Source organism: Caballeronia fortuita (genome assembly GCF_001544835.2).
Taxonomy (GTDB): Bacteria; Pseudomonadota; Gammaproteobacteria; order Burkholderiales; family Burkholderiaceae; genus Caballeronia; species Caballeronia fortuita.
Map to the genome: position 1 here is coordinate 177,002 of NZ_FCNX02000009.1, position 19,437 is coordinate 196,438.

At 63.3% G+C, this 19,437-nt stretch carries 18 protein-coding genes and 1 pseudogene; 8 read left to right on the forward strand and 11 right to left on the reverse strand.

The window, feature by feature from the left end; genetic code table 11:
* Positions 1-3: 3 nt before the first annotated feature.
* From mtnA to AWB77_RS18745, 7 genes are all read left to right on the forward strand, one after another.
* Complete coding sequence (gene mtnA, locus AWB77_RS18715; protein WP_061135941.1) at positions 4-1,083, forward strand: S-methyl-5-thioribose-1-phosphate isomerase; 1,080 nt, start codon at positions 4-6, stop codon at positions 1,081-1,083.
* Positions 1,080-1,751 carry an L-fuculose-phosphate aldolase gene (locus AWB77_RS18720; RefSeq protein ID WP_061135942.1) on the forward strand — a complete coding sequence of 224 codons (672 nt, stop codon included), beginning with the start codon at positions 1,080-1,082 and terminating at the stop codon, positions 1,749-1,751. Before mtnA ends, AWB77_RS18720 begins: the two co-directional genes overlap by 4 nt.
* Before the next feature lie 73 nt (positions 1,752-1,824).
* A complete protein-coding gene (locus AWB77_RS18725; RefSeq protein ID WP_061135943.1) occupies positions 1,825-2,937 on the forward strand; it encodes a sugar ABC transporter substrate-binding protein in 1,113 nt (370 codons plus the stop codon).
* A gap of 14 nt (positions 2,938-2,951) precedes the next feature.
* Positions 2,952-4,496, forward strand: coding sequence for a sugar ABC transporter ATP-binding protein (locus AWB77_RS18730; protein ID WP_208601532.1), 1,545 nt, complete (start codon positions 2,952-2,954; stop codon positions 4,494-4,496).
* Complete coding sequence (locus AWB77_RS18735) at positions 4,493-5,494, forward strand: ABC transporter permease (protein ID WP_061135944.1); 1,002 nt, start codon at positions 4,493-4,495, stop codon at positions 5,492-5,494. Before AWB77_RS18730 ends, AWB77_RS18735 begins: the two co-directional genes overlap by 4 nt.
* 685 nt (positions 5,495-6,179) lie before the next feature.
* Positions 6,180-7,190, forward strand: coding sequence for a dihydroxyacetone kinase subunit DhaK (locus AWB77_RS18740; protein ID WP_061135945.1), 1,011 nt, complete (start codon positions 6,180-6,182; stop codon positions 7,188-7,190).
* 12 nt (positions 7,191-7,202) lie between these two features.
* The gene (locus AWB77_RS18745) at positions 7,203-7,829 is read left to right on the forward strand and encodes a DAK2 domain-containing protein (protein ID WP_061135946.1); all 627 of its coding nucleotides are present in this window, start codon (positions 7,203-7,205) and stop codon (positions 7,827-7,829) included.
* Between the two features lie 12 nt (positions 7,830-7,841).
* On the opposite strand, the pseudogene AWB77_RS18750 reads toward AWB77_RS18745, so the two are convergent.
* A pseudogene (locus tag AWB77_RS18750) lies at positions 7,842-8,194 on the reverse strand (MFS transporter); the annotation flags it as partial.
* A 316-nt stretch (positions 8,195-8,510) separates the two neighbouring features.
* Between AWB77_RS18750 and AWB77_RS18755 the strand changes: the two are divergent.
* Positions 8,511-8,756 carry a hypothetical protein gene (locus AWB77_RS18755; protein WP_061135948.1) on the forward strand — a complete coding sequence of 82 codons (246 nt, stop codon included), beginning with the start codon at positions 8,511-8,513 and terminating at the stop codon, positions 8,754-8,756.
* 4 nt (positions 8,757-8,760) lie between these two features.
* Here the strand turns inward: AWB77_RS18755 and AWB77_RS18760 are convergent, their stop codons facing one another.
* The 10 genes from AWB77_RS18760 to AWB77_RS18805 form a co-directional block, all read right to left on the reverse strand.
* The gene (locus tag AWB77_RS18760; protein WP_061135949.1) at positions 8,761-10,368 is read right to left on the reverse strand and encodes an ABC transporter substrate-binding protein; all 1,608 of its coding nucleotides are present in this window, start codon (positions 10,366-10,368) and stop codon (positions 8,761-8,763) included.
* Between the two features lie 85 nt (positions 10,369-10,453).
* Positions 10,454-12,091 carry an AMP-binding protein gene (locus tag AWB77_RS18765; RefSeq protein WP_061135950.1) on the reverse strand — a complete coding sequence of 546 codons (1,638 nt, stop codon included), beginning with the start codon at positions 12,089-12,091 and terminating at the stop codon, positions 10,454-10,456.
* 12 nt (positions 12,092-12,103) lie between these two features.
* Positions 12,104-12,499, reverse strand: a complete 396-nt coding sequence (locus AWB77_RS18770; RefSeq protein WP_061135951.1) for a RidA family protein — start codon at positions 12,497-12,499, stop codon at positions 12,104-12,106.
* Entirely contained in the window at positions 12,496-12,957 is a 462-nt protein-coding gene (locus AWB77_RS18775; RefSeq protein ID WP_061135952.1) for an acyl-CoA thioesterase, read from the reverse strand. The genes AWB77_RS18770 and AWB77_RS18775 overlap by 4 nt, the downstream gene beginning before the upstream one ends.
* Complete coding sequence (locus AWB77_RS18780; RefSeq protein ID WP_061135953.1) at positions 12,954-14,132, reverse strand: acyl-CoA dehydrogenase family protein; 1,179 nt, start codon at positions 14,130-14,132, stop codon at positions 12,954-12,956. Before AWB77_RS18780 ends, AWB77_RS18775 begins: the two co-directional genes overlap by 4 nt.
* Positions 14,133-14,984 (reverse strand): enoyl-CoA hydratase family protein, encoded by an 852-nt coding sequence (locus AWB77_RS18785; protein ID WP_061135954.1) that lies wholly within the window; start codon positions 14,982-14,984, stop codon positions 14,133-14,135.
* Positions 14,985-15,003: 19 nt separating this feature from the next.
* A complete protein-coding gene (locus AWB77_RS18790) occupies positions 15,004-15,555 on the reverse strand; it encodes a MarR family winged helix-turn-helix transcriptional regulator (RefSeq protein WP_208601534.1) in 552 nt (183 codons plus the stop codon).
* Between the two features lie 5 nt (positions 15,556-15,560).
* The gene (locus tag AWB77_RS18795; protein ID WP_061135956.1) at positions 15,561-16,325 is read right to left on the reverse strand and encodes an SDR family NAD(P)-dependent oxidoreductase; all 765 of its coding nucleotides are present in this window, start codon (positions 16,323-16,325) and stop codon (positions 15,561-15,563) included.
* Entirely contained in the window at positions 16,325-18,709 is a 2,385-nt protein-coding gene (locus AWB77_RS18800) for a bifunctional salicylyl-CoA 5-hydroxylase/oxidoreductase (RefSeq protein WP_061135957.1), read from the reverse strand. The genes AWB77_RS18795 and AWB77_RS18800 overlap by 1 nt, the downstream gene beginning before the upstream one ends.
* A 201-nt stretch (positions 18,710-18,910) precedes the next feature.
* Positions 18,911-19,354: a hypothetical protein gene (locus AWB77_RS18805; RefSeq protein ID WP_061135958.1), complete on the reverse strand. Its 444-nt coding sequence runs from the start codon at positions 19,352-19,354 to the stop codon at positions 18,911-18,913.
* Positions 19,355-19,437 lie beyond the last annotated feature (83 nt).

Genomic DNA, 19,437 nt, shown 5'->3' on the forward strand with positions numbered 1-19,437 from the left:
TTCATGGCTTCGCAGCCCTTCTTCCAAACGCTTCCCGCCACGATCGAATGGCGCGACGGCGATCTGCTCTTGCTCGATCAGACGCGTTTGCCGCATGAGATCGTCGTGGAGAACGTCGCCGACGTGCAAGCGGTGTGGCGCGCGATTCGCGAGTTGCGCGTGCGCGGCGCACCGGCTATCGGCGTCGCGGCGGCGTATGGGCTGTGCATCGCGATGCGCGATGCGACTGCGCTGCCCGTCGCGCAGTTTCGCGCCGAACTGGAAGCGCATGCGAACTGGCTCGAAACGGCGCGGCCCACGGCGGTCAATCTGAGCTGGGGCGTGCGGCGCATGTTGCGTCATGCACGCGATACCGACGCGAGCGATGCGGCATCGCTTTATCGGGCGCTCGTCGAAGAAGCGAAGCGCATACACGCGGAGGATCAGAGCTTGTGCGAGGGCATCGGCGAACATGGCATGCCGCTGATACGCGAAGGCAGCGGCGTGCTCACACACTGCAATGCGGGCGCGCTTGCGACGACGGGCATCGGCACCGCGACCGCGCCGATCTATGCGGCGCATCGCGCGGGCATCGGCTTCAAGGTCTATGCCGATGAAACGCGACCGCTTCTGCAAGGCGCGCGTCTCACCGCATTCGAACTGCAGCAGGCGGGCGTCGACGTCACGCTCATCATGGATAGCGCGGCGGCATCGATCATGTCGCAAGGGCTCGTCGATGTCGTGATCGTCGGCACGGACCGCGTCGCCGCGAACGGCGACTTCGCCAACAAGATCGGCACGCTCGGCCTTGCCATCGCCGCGCATCACTACGGCATTCCGTTCTATGTCGCGTGTCCTTCATCGACGCTCGATCTGCACACGGCAAGCGGCGCACGCATCGAGATAGAAGAACGCGACGCGCACGAAGTCACGCATCTGGCGGGACGAAGCATCGCGCCCGATGCGATGCAAGCGCGCAACCCCGCGTTCGACGTGACGCCGCATATGCTCGTGAGCGGCTTCGTGACCGAACGCGGCATCGTGCGCGCCCCGTTCGAACGATCGCTGCGAACGCTCTTCGCCGCGCAAGGAAACGCCGCATGAGCGCCGCCGATGAACGTGCGTTGCGCCGCGCCATCGTCGATACGTCGCTCGAGATGGAGCGGCTCGGCATCAATCAGGGCACATCGGGCAACGTGAGCGCGCGTTATCGCGAGGGTATTCTCATCACGCCGAGCAGTGTGGCCGCGCGCGCCCTCGATGAAAGCCAGATCGTGTGGCTGCCGCTCGATATCGCCGACGATGCGGACATGCTTCGCATCGAACGGCCTTCGTCGGAATGGCGCATTCATCGCGATATCCTGCACGCGCGCGACGATATTCACGCGGTCGTGCATACGCATTCGATCGCGGCGACCGCGCTCGCCATTCACGGCCGCGAGATTTCCGCGCTGCATTACATGGTCGCGGCGGCGGGCGGCAAGTCGATCCGTTGCGCGCCGTATGCGGTCTTCGGCAGCCAGGCGTTGTCCGATCATGCGCTTGCTGCGCTGGAAGATCGTCGTGCGTGTCTGCTCGCGCATCATGGTGTGATCGCGCTCGGCGCCGATCTCGCGCGCGCCGTGTGGCTCGCGCATGAGGTCGAAGTGCTCGCGAAGCAATATCTGCTCGCGTTGCAGATCGGCGCGCCGCCTGTGCTCTCGGACGAACAGATGGATGAAGTGCTGGAGAGGTTCAAGACTTACGGCAGGCGCAACACGGAGGATCGCTGAGACCGCACGAAGGCGAGCGCGGCTTCATCGCAAGACAAGACAGCATTGAACAACTCGTACAACGGAGACAGTCATGGCCTGGAGTTCGGCAAGATTCGACAGTTGGGGAACGTTCGGCAAATCCACGAGCGCCGTGCTGCTATGCGCGGCCGCCGCGTTGAGCGGATGCTCGAAGAGCGACAACGCGTCGTCGACGAGCAGCACCAGTGCGGCGTCGAGCGCAAGCGCCGCAGCAAGCGCGCCCGCGAGCGCACCGGCGACGGCGGCGGGCGGCAAGACGAAGATCGGCTTCTCGATCGCGACCTTGAACAACGCGTTCTTCGTCGGACTGAAGGCGGGCGTCGAACGCGGATCGAAGGAACAGGGCTTCGATCTCGTGCAGACCAACGCGAACGGCGACGCGCAGCAACAGGTCAACGACGCGATCAATCTGTTGAGCCAGGGCGTCACGGCGCTCGTGCTCAATCCGATCGATTCGAAGGCGATCATTCCCGCCGTCGAGAAAGCCAACTCGATGAACATTCCTGTCTTCACGCTCGATCGCGGATCGGACGGCGGCAAGGTGACGTCGTTCGTCGCGTCCGATAACGTCGCGCTCGGGCAGACGGCGGCGAAATGGATCGCCGAGCAACTGAAGAAGCGCTATGGCGAAGAGAAGGGCAATGTCGTCGATCTGATCGGGCTCGTCGGCACGACCGCCGCGACGGATCGCGAGAAGGGCTTCAGCGACGAGATCGCGAAGTACCCGAACATCAAGGTCGTCGCGCGTCAGGAAGGCGCGTTCGATCAGGAGAAGTCGCTCAACGCGATGACGAGCATCCTGCAGAAATATCCGCAGATCGATGCCGTGTTCGGTGCGAACGACGACAACACCGTGGGCGCGGAAAAGGCCATCGACAACGCGGGACGTTACAAGCCGCTCGGCGACAAGGAGCATATTCTCGTGATCGGCGCGGACGGCACCGCGCAGGCGCTGTCCGCGATTCGCGCGGGCAAGCAGGACGCGACGATCTCGCAGAACCCGATCCAGATGGCGGCGAAGTCGCTGCAGTTCATCGCGGACTACAACGCGAAGAAGGACGTGCCCGCGAACTACGCGTGGCCGACGATGCTCATCGACAAGTCGAACATCGATTCGGACGAAGTGAAGAAATACGGCTTGTGGTCCGAGGAAGTGAAGCAGTAAGGCCAACCGGCGGAATGCACGAGATGACAGCGGAAACCGCAGCACTTGCGCGCACGGCTTCGGATGCAGCGAAGCCGCTGCTGCGCATGCAGGGTATCGTCAAGAGCTTTCCTGGCGTGAAGGCGCTGCGCGGCGTGAGCCTCGAGTTGCATGCGCGTCATGTGATGGCGATCGTCGGCGAGAACGGCGCGGGCAAGTCGTCGCTCGTGAAGGTGCTGTCGGGCGCATACGAGCCCGACGAAGGCACGATCGAGATCGACGGCATGCCGCTCGCGCGCGGCACGAACGCGGCAATCGATGCGGGCGTGGCCGTCATCTATCAGGAGTTGTCGCTCATCAACGACATGACGGTCGCGGAGAATCTGTTCCTCGGCCGCATGCCCGCGCGCAACGGCTTCGTGATGATGCGCGAGGCGAACACGATGGCACGCGAAGCGCTCGCGCGCGTCGGTCTCGACAACGTGCCGCCGTGGATGCGTCTCGGCGATCTGCCTTTGAACAAGCGGCAGCTCGTCGAAGTGGCGAAGGCAATCGCGCGCGATGCGCGCATCCTCGTGATGGACGAGCCGACCGCCGCGCTGCAAAGCCATGACATCGCGAATCTGTATGCGGTGGTGCGCAGGCTGCGTGAAGAGGGCATGGGCATCATCTTTATCTCGCATCACCTGGAGGAAGTGTTCGAGCTTGCGGATTCGGCTGTCGTGATGCGCGATGGCGCGACCGTCGGCGCGCGTCCGATGTCCGGATGGACCGAAGCCGATCTCGTGCAGGCAATGGTCGCGCGCAACCTCGAATCGTTCTATCCGTGGGAGCCGCGCGAGTATGGTCCTGTGGTGCTCGAATTGCGCAATCTGGCGAGCGCGCCGCTCTTGCGCAATGCGAGCTTTTCGGTGCGCGCGGGCGAGATCGTCGGCATCGCGGGCATCGCGGGCGCGGGGCGCACGGAGTTGCTGAAGACGATCTTCGGCGCGTTGCCCGTGACGAGCGGCGAGATACTCGTGAAGGGCAAGAAGGTCAGCAATCATTCGCCGACGCAGGGCGTGCGTCACGGCCTCGTCTATACGTCGGAGGATCGCAAGCTCGAAGGGCTCGTGCTGGAGGCGAACATCGAAGAGAACGTTGCGTTGTCGAGCCTGAAGGCGCTCGCGAGCGGCGGCTTCGTGAGCCGCGCGAAGAAGCGCAGGCTTGCGCAGGAAGCGAGCGCGCGCTTCGGCGTGCGGGCGTCGTCGGTGCTGCAGATCACAGGGACGCTTTCAGGCGGCAATCAGCAGAAAGTGATTCTCGGTCGCGCGACGGCGACGAGCCCTGTCGTCATCATGCTCGATGAACCGACGCGCGGCATCGACGTGGGCGCGAAGTCGGAGATATACGCGCACATGGTGACGATGGCGCGCGCGGGCGCGGCGGTCGTCATGGTGAGTTCGGAGCTGCCGGAATTGCTGGGCATGTCGGATCGCGTGCTGGTGATGTATCGCGGCAGCATCGTGGCCGAGATCGCGCGCGACGAGGCCAATTCCGAAACGGTGATTCAGTGGGCAACGACAGGAGCAGGCGCATGACATCCACGGCAGCCGATCGTTCGGATACCGAGGCGCTATCGCGTCGCGTGATCCGGCAGTTGAGAAGTGGCATCGGGCCATTGTTCGCGGCGCTCGTCATCATCTGTATTGCGTTGTCGATCGCATCGCCCGAGTTTCTGACGACGAGCACGCTCACGAACATCATGGTGCAGGTGTCGGTCGTTGGCATCGCAGCGGTGGGCGGGACGTTCGTCATCATCACATCGGGGATCGATCTCTCTGTTGGCTCGCTGGTCGCGTTGAGCGGCATGGTGGCGGCGACGGTCATGGCGGGGTCGAGTCCGGGCGCGGTCGGGCTCGGCGTTACGGGGCTATGCGTTGCGCTCGCGGTGGGCGCGTTGGCGGGCGCGCTCAATGGGCTCGTGGTGTCATGGCTGAGGCTCGTGCCGTTCATCGTCACGCTGGCCGCGATGGCCATGGCGCGCGGCCTTACGCTCGCCATTTCCGACGGCCGCACCAAGTTCGATTTTCCGAACGCGTTCACGATGTTTGGCGCCAGGACCGTTGCGGGTTTACCCATGCCGATGGTGGTGATGCTTGTCGTGTTCGTCGCGGGGCATGTGTTGTTGCGCAAGACGACGTTCGGACATCAGGTGTTTGCCGTCGGCGGGAATCAGGAAGCGGCGCGGCTTGCTGGGATTCCGGTAAGGCGTGTGGTGTTCTTTACCTACATGCTTGCGGGGGTGACGGCGGCGATTGCGGGCATCGTGCTTGCCGGGCGGTTGAATTCGGCTTTGCCTTCGGCGGCGAATGGGCTCGAGTTGCAGGTTATCGCGGCTATCGTTATTGGAGGGACTTCGCTGGCGGGCGGGCGTGGGTCTATCGTCGGGACTTTTATCGGTGTCGTGCTGATCGGCGTTATCAATGTCGGGCTTTCTCTTCTTGGAGTGAATCCGTTCTGGACGCAGTTCATTCAAGGTGGAGTCATCTTTGCCGCGGTCTTGCTTGATGCTTTGAGTCAGCGGAGGAAGGTTTGATTTTTTTCGGTTGGTCCCGTTTTCTTTGTGGTCTATTAGCACTGCCCCTGTGCGGGGCGGCAGTCACTTTCTTTGCTGCTGCAAAGAAAGTAACCAAAGAAAGCAGCTTATCAAGCCCGCTGTCACACGCAGTTTGGGTAGTACTCTCGTCCTCGGTGGCACTCGCCTAAGTGTCGCCCTCATAGGTCCAACCGGGCTTGGCTCGCGCACCGTCTGACTAGCTGGTCGTTTCAGCGCGCTGGTTCAGCACGAAACTGCTCCGGCACAGCGCTACGCGCTGCCGATGGGTTTGCGAGGGAAACCGATGGACGGTAAGTGCCGTGGATGGAGACGTTCCAGCGAAGTGCGCGTAGACCCGTTCACCCCTCGGCCGCGAAGCGGGCCGGAGCTATTGATGCTGAACCAGTTTGTTGTGTGGCGAGTGATGGCATACCGTGCGCGAGCCAAGCCCGGGATCGTGATGAGGGCACCCTTTAGGCGAGTGCCACGGCGGACGAGAGGACTAGCCAACGTGCGTGTGACCGCGGGCGCAACAGAAGCTGCTTTCTTTGGTTACTTTCTTTGCAGCAGCAAAGAAAGTGACTGCCGCCCCGCACAGGGGCAGAGCCAATAGACCGACAAGAAAGCAGGATTCCATGGAAGCACAAGCAAGCGAACCGAAGCAAAAACCGGAGACGAAACCGAGATGAAAAAAATCATCAACAACCCCGAATCCTTCGTCGATGAAATCATCGAATCCCTGCTACAAGCCCATCCAAAATGGATAAAAGCTGCAACGGAAGACAAACGCGCTCTAGTCCGCGCTGACGCCCCGAAGCAAGGCCGCGTAGGCATCGTCACCGGCGGCGGCTCCGGCCACATGCCCGGCTTCCTCGGCTACGTCGGCGAAGGGCTATGCGCCGGCGTCGCGGTCGGCAACGTCTTCTCGTCGCCATCGTCGGAACAGATTTTCGAAGCGACCAAAGCCGTCAACGGCGACGCCGGCGTGCTTTACGTCTACGGCAACTACGGCGGCGATGTCCTCAACTTCGATCTCGCCGCCGACCTCGCCGAAGCGGAAGGCATCGACATAAAAACAGTCGTGTTGACCGACGATGTCGCCTCCGCACCGAAAGATCGCGCAGCCGACCGGCGCGGCGTCGCCGGCATGGTCTTCGCCTTCAAATGCGCAGGCGCCGCAGCCGAACGCGGCGATTCGCTCGAAGACGTCGCGCGCATCTGCGCCAAAGCCAACGCAAACTGCCGCACGATGGGCGTCGGCCTCTCACCGACCATCCTGCCCGCCGCAGGCAAGCCCACGTTCACGCTGCCCGAAGGGGAAATGGAAATCGGCATCGGTATACACGGCGAACCGGGCACGCATCGCGGCAAGCTCGAAACCGCCGACGCCATCGCGGAGCGCATCACGAAGCAAATCGTCGACGATCTCGCCGCGCCGAGAGGCTCGCGCGTCGCACTGCTCGTCAACGGTCTCGGCGCGACGCCGCTCGAAGAGCTGTACTTGCTCTATCGACGTTCGGCGCAACTCATCGGCGATGCAGGGCTCAAGATCGCGCGCTCGTATGTCGGTGAATATGTGACGAGCCTGGAGATGGCGGGCGCATCGATCACGATCATGCTGCTCGACGATGAACTCGAAGTGCTGCTCGAAGCGCCCGCGCGTTCGCCGTTCTTCCGCGACGGCACCGAATCCTGAAAGGAGCCAGCGATGAGCGTCACAAGCAGGGAACTGCGGAACATCCTCACAAGCGCGCTGAGCGCGCTTCCCGCTCACGCCGACGAACTACGCGATCTCGATGCCGCACTCGGCGACGGCGATCTCGGCATCACCGTGCAGGCGGGATCGATGGCGGTCGTGAAGGCATTGAGCGCGCTGCCGGAAAGGGCGACGTTGAACGACATCATGCTGGCCGCAGCGAAGGCGTTCTCGACGGCGAATCCATCGACATTCGCGGCGCTCGTCGGCGGCGGTCTCATCGCGGCGGCGAAGACCGTGAAAGACAAGGAGGCGATAGGTCGCGACGAGGCGCTCGCGATCGGGCAGGCGGTGGCGGCGCGCATCATCGAACGCGGCAAGAGTCAGGTCGGCGACAAGACCGTGCTCGATGCGCTCGTGCCGAGTCTCGACGTGCTCGCCGCATCGCAAGGCAGCGCGGCGGATGCGCTCGACGCGATGATTGCGAAAGCACGCGAGCAAGTCAGCGCGACGGCGACGATGCAATCGAAGAAGGGTCGCGCCGCATGGGTGCAGGAGCGCAGCATCGGCCACGCGGACCCCGGCGCGACCGCTTACGTCCGCTTTCTTGAAGCGTTGAGACATGCCATCGCGGCATGAATGCTGCGCGATTCATGCGCGCTTTCTTTGCGCCACGACCTCGCGTTCACGCTTCCCGGCCTCCACGACCTTCAACTTCCTGAGCGCGAGGGCGACCGCTTCGGCCTTCGTCGCGACGCGCGGTCCCGAGCCGAGCAAAGGCTCGCGCGCCGTCTCGCGCAACCCAAGTACCGACACCACGCCGATCACCGATGACGCCATCAGATAGTACGCGGGCATCATCGGATTGCCGGCGGCATCGACGAGCCATGCCGTAACGAGCGGCGTCGTGCCGCCGAAGCGCGACACGGATACGTCGAAGCCGATAGCGAGCGCGCCGTAACGAATGCGCGTCGGAAAAGCGCGGGCAGCGACGAAGGCGTCACGAATCGGGCTCATCAGCACCATCACGAGCAGCACGAGAAAGAGACCATGCGTTTCGTCGACATGTCACCGCGATGTCGGTTCGCTACGCACAGGAGACTCGCGAGCGTTGGCTCCAGTCCAACAGAAGCGCCTCCACGCGCTCATCGCTCGGCGAGCCTCTCCCTTATCCCGTAAGACTTGCCGCGAATCAGCGCGTCATTGGCATAAGCCATGCATTTGGAGAAGCGGGCGTGATGCCGTCGGCACGATGGTTTCATTCCGGGAGCCGTGTCGACGGATCGCGCCTCTTTTTATCGACGGATTCACGGGGTTGCCATGAAAGCGAAGACCATCGCCGTTCTTCTCGTCGCGAGCGCGGCCTCGTCCGCCTTGCCCGCAATCGCGCACGAGTGCAGCGCGGCGAGCATGCCGTGCAAAAGCGCGGTGAAGCGTGTATCTCACAGGGAGAACGGCACGCAGCACACGAAGGGCGTCAGACACGACACGCCCGAAGCGTCGGGAATGCAGTCGAGCAAGCGCGAGCAGCACGACAGCATCGATGCGTCGTATCGCGGCGGCTGATCGCTCAGTCGAGCGTGATGCCGTCGAAGCGATGTCCGCCGAGCGGGCTGATCAGATAGCCGTGCACGCGCTTCGATATCGGCTGAAAGATGTTGGCGTGCGCGAGCGGCGTGTACGGCACCTGATCCTTGAAGACCACTTGCGCTTCTTCATAGAGCTTCGTGCGCGCGTTCTGATCGGTGATGAGGCGCGCTTTCGCGAGCAGATCGTCGAACTGCTTGTTGCACCACTTCGCCATGTTGCTGCCGTGAACCGCGTCGCAACCCAGCGTCGTGCCGAGCCAGTTGTCGGGGTCGCCGTTGTCGCCGAGCCAGCCGTAGAGAATCGCATCGTGCTCGCCGTTCGTCTTCGCGCGCTTGTTGTACTCCGCCCATTCGTAACTGACGATGTTCGCCTTCACGCCGATCTTCGCCCAGTCCGACTGAATCAGTTGCGCCATCAGACGCGCGTTCGGGTTGTAGCCGCGCTGCACCGGCATCGCCCATAACGTGATGGTGAAGCCGTTCGGGAAGCCCGCTTCCTTGAGCAGTTCCTTCGCCTTCGCGGGATCGTGCGGCGCATCTTTCAGCGCCTTGTTATACGACCATTGCGATGGCGGCATCGGGTTGGTCGCGACGGTGGCCGCGCCTTCGTAGACGGTCTTGATGATCGCCTGCTTGTCGATCGCCATGTCGAGCGCGCGGCGCACGTTCACGTTGTCGAGCGGCTTGTGCGTCGTGTTGTAGCCCACGTATGCGACGTTGAAGCCCACACCCGACAGCACAGCGAGCTTCGGATCCTGCTTCGACGCGGCGATATCGGCGGGACGTGCAAACGACGTCAACTGGCATTCGCCGCTCGACAACTTCTGCTGGCGCACGGCGGCATCCGGCGTGATCGAGAAGACGAGCTTGTCGATATGCACGTCCTTGCGGTTCCAGTAATCCGGGTTCGCGTCGTAGCGGATCGTCGCGTCCTTCTGATAGTCGCGGAACACGAATGCGCCGGTGCCGACAGGCTTCTGATTCAGGTCCTCCGGCTTGCCTTGCTTGAGCAGTTGCGCGGCATATTCCGCCGATACGATCGATGCGAATTCCATGGCGATGTTGCGCACGAACACGACATCCGGCGTCTTCAGCGTGAAGCGCACGGTGTAGTCGTCGAGCTTGTCGACGGCGGCGATGTTCTTGTCGTAACCGAGATCGGTCAGATACGGGAAGCTCACGGGATGCGCCTTCTGAAACGGCTCGTTCGGATCGATCATGCGCTTGAACGTGAACACGACATCGTCCGCATTGAAGTCGCGCGTCGGCTTGAACCATGACGTCGATTGAAATTTCACGCCGTGCCGGAGATGAAACGTGAAGGTCTTCGCGTCCGGCGACTCGTCCCACTTCTGCGCGAGACCCGGCACGAGATCGAGCGTGCCGCGCTTGAATTCGACGAGTTGATCGTAGACAGAATGCGCGCCCGCGTCGAAGTCGGTGCTCGTCGTGTACTGCGCGGAATCGAAGCCGGCGGGACTGCCTTCGGAGCAGAACACGAGCGTCTTGCTCGCAGCCGATGCGGCCTGGGAGGTCACGGCGAGTGCGGCAAAGAGGGAAACGGCAAGGTGTCGATGCGTCGGAACCATTTTTCTTGTTTGCTCGAAAGAGTGGGCAAGCCGCCTCGCGGCGGGCGTGGCCCATACTCTACCAAGCAAACGTTTTGCGAGCTTGCTACATCGCGCGCAACGCGAAGCGCTTGAGCTTGCCGGTTTCCGTGCGCGGCAACGCATCGAGAAACACCACGACGCGCGGATACTTGTACGGCGCCACGTTGCGCTTCACGAACTCCTGCAATTCGGCGATGCGCGCATCGTCGCCGGCGAACCCCGGATTGAGCACGACGAACGCCTTCACCACCTGTCCGCGCGTTTCATCGGGCACGCCGATGACGCCGCATTCCGCGACCGCTTCGTGCTGCATGAGCACGCTCTCGACTTCGGGACCGGAGATGTTGTAGCCCGCCGATACGATCATGTCGTCCGCGCGCGCCTGATAGAACACGTAGCCGTCTTCATCGATCACGACGGAGTCGCCGGGCAGGTTCCAGCCATCGCGCACGAACCCGGTCTGACGCTCGTCGGCGAGATAACGGCAACCGGTCGGGCCGCGCACCGCGAGCTTGCCGAGCGTGCCGGGCGGCACGGGCCGCATCGCATCGTCGACGGCTTGCACGACGTAACCCGGCACTGCGCGTCCGATCGCATGCTCACGCACGTCCGCGCCCGCCGACGATATGAAGATGTGGATCATCTCCGTGCCGCCGATGCCGTCGATCATCTCGATGCCGCTCGCTTCGCGCCACAGCGCACGCGTCGAGTCGGGCAAGGCCTCGCCCGCCGACACGGTCTTCTTCAGACTCGATACATCGAAGCGATCGATGAGCGGCGCCATCTGCCGATAGAACGTCGGCGCGGTGAACATGATCGTCGCGCGAAAGCGTTGCACGGTTTGCAGCAGCGTTTCGGGCGTGAGCTTCTCGAGCAATACCGTCGATGCGCCCACGCGCAACGGAAAGCACAAGAGTCCGCCGAGACCGAACGTGAAAGCGAGCGGCGGCGTGCCGCAAAAGACATCGCCGGACGTGGGCTTCAGGATGTGTCGCGGAAAGAGATCGCACATCGCGAGGACATCGCGATGAAAGTGCATGCAGCCCTTCGGCGCGCCCGTCGTGCCGCTCGTGAACGCGATGAGGCACACGTCGTCGGCGGCGGTATCGCACGCGTCGAACTGCTCGGGCTTGCTGCTTGCGAGCGATTCCAGCGAGGCGGGCGCATCGTCGTGAAACGTGAGGACTTGCGCAAGGCCTTCGCAATGGAACTCGTCGCCTCTGGTCGCGCAGCGGCTCAGCTCTTCGGTCAGGCGCACGTCGCACAGCGCGGCCGAGATGCGTGCCTTGTCGATGATCTGCTTGAGTTCCTTCGCGCGCAACAGCGGCATAGTCGGTACGACGACGAGGCCCGCCTTCAACGCCGCGAAGAACGCAACGGCCATCTGCAAGGTATTCGGTCCGCGCAACAACACGCGATTGCCCGGACGCAAGCCCATCTCATCGACGAGCACATGCGCGCTGCGATTCACGAGCGCGCGCAACTCGCGATAACTCGTTGCATGAGGCTCGCCGTTCGCATCGGACCAGATCACGGTACGCTCGCCGTGCCCGCTTTCGATCGCGCGATCCAGCAGTTCGGTCGCGCAATTGATGCGCGCGGGGTAGGCGACATCGGCGTTGTCGAGCATCAACACCGGCCACTGTTCCTGCGGCGGCAGGTGATCGCGCGCGAAGGTATCGACGTGTGCTGACCGTTCCATCGTGCTCTCCGCTTAGTCGGGGATGACAGCCGTGGCTTCGATTTCCACCAGTGCATCGTCTTCGATGAGCGCGGCCACCTGCACGGCGCTCATCGCGATGTCGTAATCGCCGATCGTCTCGCGGAACGCCGCGCCGATTTCCTTCGCCGCAGCGAGATACGCGCGCTTGTCGGTCACATACCACGTCATGCGCACGAGATGCTCGGGCCGACCGCCCGCTTCGCGCAGCACGGCCACGACATTGCGCAACGCCTGCTCGGCCTGCGCGCCGAATGCCTTGCTGACGAAGCGCGCCTCTTCGTCCCAGCCGATCTGGCCTGCGATATAAACCTGCGTGCCGCGCGCCGCGACGCCGTTCGCGTAGCCGCGCGGCTTGACCCAGCCCGAAGGCAGAAGCGTCTTCTTCATGAACGTGTCTCCTCTTTCAGCGCGCGGCTCGTGCCGGGCGCGAACTGTTCGATGGCGCGTGCGATGTCGGCGGGAATGTCGATCGAATGGCCATCGTCGAGCGATGTCGTCACGAGCACCTGCTTTGCGCGAAAGCGCACTTCGCCATCGCAATGACAGACGATGTCGATGCGAATCGAGCGCTGCCCGACGGAATCGACAGCAAGCGTAAGTGTCACCGTTTCGCCCATACGGCTTGGCCGCGAGAACTCGCAATTGAGCTTGACGATGGGCAGCCCGACGCGCCGCTGCGAGATCATGCGCGCATAGTCGATGCGAAGCGCGTGATCGAACCAGTCCTCGACGAGCGCGTTGGTCATCACGAGGTATTGCGGAAAGTAGACGATGCCCGCCGGATCGCAGTGCGCGAAACGGATACGCATCGGCATGTCGAAGGCAGGCGGCGTTATCGGTGTCATCGGCGTTCTCCGTGTGCTTTCAGCAGGTCGCGTCCGACAATGAGTTGCTGCACTTCGGTCGCGCCTTCATAAATGCGCAGCGCGCGTATCTCGCGATAAAGCGATTCGACCGCGGTGCCGCGCTTCACGCCCAGGCCGCCCCACAACTGCACGGCTGCATCGATGACTTGCTGCGCGCCTTCGCTCGCGTGCCACTTCGCCATCGCTGCTTCGCGCGTGACGCTCTCGCCCTGATCGCGCAGCCATGCCGCGCGATAGACGAGCAGCGCGCTGGTGTCGATGGTCAACGCCATCTGCGCCAACTTCGCCTGCGTCAGTTGAAAGTCGCCGAGCGTGTGGCCGAACATCGTGCGCGATGCCGCGCGTTCGAGTCCTTCCTCCATCGCGTGACGCGCGAAGCCGAGCGATGCCGCCGCAACCGACGTGCGGAAGATATCGAGCGTGCGCATGGCGATCTTGAAGCCTTCGCCCGCGACGCCGAGCATTTGACTGCGCGGTATGCGCGCTTCGTCGAAATGCAGGCGCGCGAGCGGATGCGGTGCGATCACGTCGATGCGTTCGGCGATGTGCAAGCCCTGCGTATCCGCATCGACGATGAACGCGCTGATGCCGCGCGAGCCCGGCGCTTCGCCGGTGCGCGCGAACACGACATAGAAATCCGCGATGCCGCCGTTCGAGATCCACGTCTTGTCGCCGTTCAGCACGTATGCGTCGCCATCGATGCGCGCATCGAGCGACATCGCCGCGACGTCCGATCCCGCTTCCGGCTCCGACAACGCGAACGCCGCGAGTGCGGTGCCGTTCGCGACGCGCGGCAAGTAACGCGCCTTTTGCGCATCGGTGCCGGCGAGCGATATCGCGCCGGAGCCGAGCCCTTGCATCGCGAAGGCGAAGTCGGCGAGGCCATCGTGCTTCGCGAGCGTTTCGCGCAGCAGGCACACGGCGCGCGTATCGATCGTATCGCCCGATGCGCCGTAACGCGTGCCGCCGATGCAATGCCTGAGCCAGCCCGCATCGCCGAGCATGCGTACAAGGCGCTTGCAAGCGGCATCAGTATCGGCGTGATCGACGTGCTTCAGATGCTCTTGCGCCCACGCATCGGCATTGCGCGCGAGTTCGCGATGCCGTTCGTCGAAGAAGGGCCACGCGAGCGCGCTGTGAGGATCGACGTCCATTTAGTCTCCTTCGAACACGGGACGCGTCTTCGCGGCGAACGCACGATAGGCGCGCTCGAAATCGCGCGTGCTCATGCAGATGGCTTGCGCCTGCGCTTCCGATTCGATCGCTTCGTCGATGCTCATGCTCCATTCCTGATGCAGCATCTTCTTCGTGATGCCGTGCGCGAAGGTTGGCCCCGAGACGAGTTCGGAGGCGAGCTTAGCTGCTTCGTCGAGCAAGGTTTCGGGCGCGCAAAGGCGGTTGTAGAAGCCCCACTGATAGCCCTCGTCGCCGCTCGCGGCGCGGCCCGTGAACAGCAGTTCCGCCGCGCGCCCCTGTCCGATGATGCGCGGCAGGATCGAGCACGCGCCCATGTCGCAGCCCGCGAGACCGACGCGCGCGAACAGGAACGCGAGCTTGCTTCGCGCGGTGCCGAGACGCATGTCGGACGCCATCGCGAGGATCGCGCCCGCGCCCGCGCAGACGCCATCGACGGCGGCGACGATCGGTTGCGGGCAATGACGCATCGCCTTGACGAGATCGCCGGTCATGCGCGTGAAGAGCAATAGCTCGGGCATCGGTAGATCGATCAATGGCGCGATGATTTCATGCACGTCGCCGCCGGAACAGAAGTTATCGCCCGCGCCGTGGATGACGACGGCTTTCACATCGGTTGCATAGGCGAGCTGGCGGAACAGGTCGCGCAATTCGGCATACGATTCGAACGTCAGCGGATTTTTGCGCTCGGGCCTGTTCAGCATGATGGTCGCGACGCCGCTCGTCACGGACCAGCCGAAATGCGTCGCGCGATACTCCGCGAGCGTTACGCGATTGCCGGCGAAGAGCGCCCCGGCAGCGGATGAGGTCATCGTTATCTCCTTCAATCTCTCAGTCCTTCAGCGTCTTCAGCAGATGTTGCTTCAGCTTGCCGAGCCGCTGATGCGTCTGCGATTTTTCGTTCAGTTCGAGACCGCCGAACATTTCGACGACCCATTGCTCGTGCGCGGTCGCCATCTTGTCGAATGCGGCGCGGCCTTGCGGCGTGAGGCGCACGCTCGTCGAGCGCCGATCGTTCGGATCGGTATAACGCGAGACCAGTCCTTCCTTTTCCAGTTGATCCGTGATGCCGGTCACGTTGCCGCCGGTGACCATCATGCGGCGCGACAGCTCGGTCATCTTCAATCCTTCGGGATGACGTTCGAGCTGCGCCATCAGATCGAAGCGCGGCAACGTGGTATCGAATTCGGTGCGCAGGCGCTTGCGCAGTTCGGCTTGCACGAGGTTGGTCGTCGTCAGCATGCGCAGCCACAAACGCAATCCCATGTGACTGTCCGCGCCCGTGCTCATCTCCAGATCGACGACGTTATCGGCCGGTTTCTCGACGCCCTTGCGCGGCGCTTTCGATTCGGCCGCGGCGCCCGTTTTCTTGTTGCCTGCCATGTTGCTCACGTGACTTCTCCACCTGATACGGATATCGACTGGCCGTTCATCGAACCCGAGCCGGGCGCGCATAGCCAAAGCACGGCGCTCGCGACTTCTTCGGGCTGCACGAAGCGGCGTTGCGGGTTGTTGCGCACGAGTGCATCGCGTGCTTCCTGTTCGCCGCGCGCGGTTTTCGACATGATCTGATCGAGCGATGAGCGCAGCAGTTCGGTCTCGGTATAACCGGGGCACACCGCATTGACCGTGACGCCCTTCGTCGCGACTTCGGCGGCGAGTGCGCGCGTGAGACCGACGACGCCATGCTTCGCCGCGCAATACGCCGCGACATACGCATAGCCGGTCTGTCCCGCCGTGCTCGCAACATTCACGATGCGGCCATAGCCGCGCTCGAGCATCGAAGGCAACACGGCGCGCGTGCAGAAGAAGACGCCCGTGAGGTTCACGTCGAGCATGCGTTGCCACAGCGCGGTATCGGTTTGCGTGAAGGGCGCGGCTTGCGCGTGGCCCGCGTTGTTCACGAGAATATCGACGGGTCCGGCGCGCGAGAATGCAGCGGCGACGGCGGCTTCGTCGGTCACATCGACGGCGATGCACGCCACATCGACACGCGCACGCATCGCATCGCGCTGCGCTTCGAGACGCGCGATATCGCGGCCCATCAGCGTGATGCGCGCGCCCGCTTCTGCAAGCGCCAGCGCGCACGATGCGCCTATGCCGCTGCCGCCGCCCGTCACGACCGCGTGTTTGTCCGCGAGAGAAGACATCATCAGACCGATCCTTCCGCGCGCTGCGCGCGTTCTTGCGGCGTGAGGCGCGCATTGTCCGCGGCCATCGCGCGTTCGCGTTCGAGATTGCGTTCGAGTTGCGATTTCGCGGCGGCGTATTGCTTCGGCCATGCGATATCGAAGTAGCCGATCTTCGCGGCCTCGTTCAATGTCCACGATGGATTCGCGAGATGCGGACGCGCCACCGCGCACAGGTCCGCGCGTCCCGCCGCGATGATGCTGTTCACGTGATCCGCTTCCGAGATCGCGCCGACCGCGATCGTCGCGATGCCCGCTTCGTTGCGGATGCGATCGGCGAACGGCGTCTGGAACATGCGGCCGAACACGGGCTTTTCCTGCTTGCTGACCTGCCCCGACGATACGTCGATCATGTCCGCGCCCGCGGCCTTGACTGCGCGCGCGATCTGCACGGCGTCGTCGGGCGTCGTGCCGCCATCGACCCAGTCGTGCGCGGAGATGCGCACCGACATCGGCTTGTCTTGCGGCCATGCGGCGCGCATCGCCGTGAAGACTTCGAGCGGATAGCGCAGACGGTTCTCGAGCGAGCCGCCATATTCGTCGGTGCGATGATTCGTGAGCGGCGAGAGAAAGCTCGACAGGAAATAGCCATGCGCGCAGTGCAATTCGAGCCAGTCGAAGCCTGCGCGCGCGGCCATCTCCGTGGCGCGCACGAACTGCGCTTCGATCTCGCGCAGGTCTTCATGCGATGCCTCGCGCGACCATTGGCTCACGCCTTGCAAGTATTGTTGCGGCGATGCGGACACGAGCGGCCAGTTTCCGTCGCGAAGCGGCTGATCGATGCCTTCCCAGGCCACACGTGTCGATGCCTTCGCGCCCGCATGACCGATCTGCATGCCGATCTTCGCATCCGATTGCGCATGCACGAACTCGACGATGCGTTGCCACGCAGCAAGATGCGCGGGTGCATACATGCCGGGGCATCCAGGCGTGATGCGCGCCTCGGGCGACACGCAGGTCATCTCGGTCATCACGAGCGCGGCGCCGCCCATCGCGCGCGCGCCGAGATGCATCAGGTGATAGTCGCCCGCGATGCCGTCGACGGCGGAATACTGCGCCATCGGCGAGACGACCACGCGGTTCTTCAGCGTAACGCCGCGCAACGTGAACGGCGTGAACATCGGCGGAACAGGGCGTTGTTTTGCATCGCGTTCGAGGCCTGAGCGCGCGGCGAGCCAGTCTTCGAACGATGCGAGATAGCGCGCATCGCGTTCGCGCAAATTTTCATGCGAGATGCGCTGCGAGCGCGTAAGCAGCGAATACGCGAACTGCTCGGGCTCGAACGACGCGTAACGATCGACATGCTCGAACCATTCGGTCGAATTGCGCGCGGCGTTCTGAATGCGCAGCACGTCGACACTGCGCACCTGCGTGTAATGCGCGAGCGCGCCTGCGAGATCGCCGTCCTGTTTCGCGAAGGCGGTGTCGATGCTGTTCGCGAGTTCGATCGCATCTTCGAGCGCGAGCTTCGTACCCGAACCGATGGAGAAGTGCGCGGTATGCGCCGCATCGCCCATCAACACGACAGGCGTGCGCTTGCCCGGCGCGCTTTCGCGCCAGTGCACCCATTCGCGATTGACGACACGCGGAAAGCGGATCCATTGCGCCGAGCCGCGCAGATGCGTGGCATTCGAAACGAGCGCGTGGCCGTCGAGATACTTCGCGAAGAGTTTCTCGCAAAACGCGATGCCGTCTTCCTTGCTCATGTCGGCGAGGCCGGCCGCGCGCCACACGCGCTCGGGCGCTTCGACGATGAACGTCGACGTGTTCTCGTCGAAGCGATAAGCATGCGCCTGAAACCAGCCCCATTCGGTCTTCTCGAACGCGAACGTGAAGGCGTCGAAACACTTGTGCGTGCCGAGCCATACGAAGCGGCAGTCGCGCATGTCGATGTCGGGCTGATACGTCGATGCGTATTTCGCGCGGATCGCGCTGTTGAGGCCGTCGCTCGCGATGATGAGATCGGCGTCGTAGTCTTCGTCGTTCGTGACTTGCGTTTCGAAGACGAGCTTCACGCCGAGTTCTTCAGAGCGCGCCTGGAGAATGTTCAAGAGACGCTTGCGGCCGATGCCGCAAAAGCCATGACCCGACGAGCGGATCGTGCGGCCGTCGATATGAACCTCGATATCGTCCCAGTGATTGAAGGCATCGAGAATGGCGTCGGCGCTTTGCGGGTCCGCCGCGCGCAGATTGCCGAGCGTTTGATCGGAGAAGACGACGCCCCATCCGAAAGTATCGTATGGACGGTTTCGTTCGACGATGGTGATGTCGTAACCGGGATGGCGGCGCTTCATCAAAAGCCCGAAATACAGACCCGCCGGGCCTCCGCCGATACAGACGATGCGCATGCTTGCTCTCCGGGTCGTGTGTCTTGCGGTGTCTCACTCCATGTCGATAATTTAGGTTTTGATAATTTAGATGTCAAGTAAATTGACGAACGTCTGCGACTGAGTTCGCGCGCGCCGCTCTCCACGATGGATGTCGATGGAGTGCGTGCCGCGCGCGATGTTTCAGTTCATCGTGAGGCGCAGCGAGCCCTTATCAGCCGATCAGTCGCGGTGATGATGCTTGTGATGCTTGCCGCGATTGCCCCGATAATCGCGACCGTAGTCATCCGCGTACGAGTTCGAGCGCGAGATATTGCCGCCCAGTGCCGAGCCCGCGCCGCCGCCGAGCGCCGCGCCGATAAGGCCGCCGCCTCTGCCGCCCATCGTATTGCCTGCCGCCGTGCCCGCACCGCCGCCGAGCGCACCGCCGATGATCGCGCCCGTGCGCTCGCGACGATTCGACGTGACCGCGCCACCCGCGCCGCCGCCGACAGCTCCGCCGAGCACCGCGCCCGTGCTGCCGCCTACCGCACCGCCGAGCGCCGCGCCCGCGACGCCACCGAGCGCGCCGCCGAGCGCATTGTTCATGTCGCCTGCAATGGCCGGCATCGACGATGCAGCCGCGAGCGTTGCAATAGCAACGAGTCGAAGGATTCGCTTTGACATAGTTCAGATGTTTTATTTATGAGACGGCGCGAATATAACTGTGCCATCGAAAGGCTTTCGTAACATCGCGCGTGAGCGGCGGT

What these genes read in the sequence shown, in the direction of transcription:
- AWB77_RS18765 (WP_061135950.1), bottom strand. Translation starts at nt 12,091, where the DNA reads ATGGAACGGTCAGCACACGTCGATACCTTCGCGCGCGATCACCTGCCG.
- AWB77_RS18800 (WP_061135957.1), bottom strand. Translation starts at nt 18,709, where the DNA reads ATGCGCATCGTCTGTATCGGCGGAGGCCCGGCGGGTCTGTATTTCGGG.
- AWB77_RS18740 (WP_061135945.1), top strand. Translation starts at nt 6,180, where the DNA reads ATGAAAAAAATCATCAACAACCCCGAATCCTTCGTCGATGAAATCATC.
- AWB77_RS18730 (WP_208601532.1), top strand. Translation starts at nt 2,952, where the DNA reads ATGCACGAGATGACAGCGGAAACCGCAGCACTTGCGCGCACGGCTTCG.
- AWB77_RS18755 (WP_061135948.1), top strand. Translation starts at nt 8,511, where the DNA reads ATGAAAGCGAAGACCATCGCCGTTCTTCTCGTCGCGAGCGCGGCCTCG.
- AWB77_RS18795 (WP_061135956.1), bottom strand. Translation starts at nt 16,325, where the DNA reads ATGATGTCTTCTCTCGCGGACAAACACGCGGTCGTGACGGGCGGCGGC.
- AWB77_RS18790 (WP_208601534.1), bottom strand. Translation starts at nt 15,555, where the DNA reads ATGGCAGGCAACAAGAAAACGGGCGCCGCGGCCGAATCGAAAGCGCCG.
- AWB77_RS18775 (WP_061135952.1), bottom strand. Translation starts at nt 12,957, where the DNA reads ATGACACCGATAACGCCGCCTGCCTTCGACATGCCGATGCGTATCCGT.
- AWB77_RS18770 (WP_061135951.1), bottom strand. Translation starts at nt 12,499, where the DNA reads ATGAAGAAGACGCTTCTGCCTTCGGGCTGGGTCAAGCCGCGCGGCTAC.
- AWB77_RS18725 (WP_061135943.1), top strand. Translation starts at nt 1,825, where the DNA reads ATGGCCTGGAGTTCGGCAAGATTCGACAGTTGGGGAACGTTCGGCAAA.
- AWB77_RS18785 (WP_061135954.1), bottom strand. Translation starts at nt 14,984, where the DNA reads ATGACCTCATCCGCTGCCGGGGCGCTCTTCGCCGGCAATCGCGTAACG.
- AWB77_RS18720 (WP_061135942.1), top strand. Translation starts at nt 1,080, where the DNA reads ATGAGCGCCGCCGATGAACGTGCGTTGCGCCGCGCCATCGTCGATACG.
- AWB77_RS18805 (WP_061135958.1), bottom strand. Translation starts at nt 19,354, where the DNA reads ATGTCAAAGCGAATCCTTCGACTCGTTGCTATTGCAACGCTCGCGGCT.
- AWB77_RS18745 (WP_061135946.1), top strand. Translation starts at nt 7,203, where the DNA reads ATGAGCGTCACAAGCAGGGAACTGCGGAACATCCTCACAAGCGCGCTG.
- AWB77_RS18760 (WP_061135949.1), bottom strand. Translation starts at nt 10,368, where the DNA reads ATGGTTCCGACGCATCGACACCTTGCCGTTTCCCTCTTTGCCGCACTC.
- AWB77_RS18735 (WP_061135944.1), top strand. Translation starts at nt 4,493, where the DNA reads ATGACATCCACGGCAGCCGATCGTTCGGATACCGAGGCGCTATCGCGT.
- AWB77_RS18780 (WP_061135953.1), bottom strand. Translation starts at nt 14,132, where the DNA reads ATGGACGTCGATCCTCACAGCGCGCTCGCGTGGCCCTTCTTCGACGAA.
- mtnA (WP_061135941.1), top strand. Translation starts at nt 4, where the DNA reads ATGGCTTCGCAGCCCTTCTTCCAAACGCTTCCCGCCACGATCGAATGG.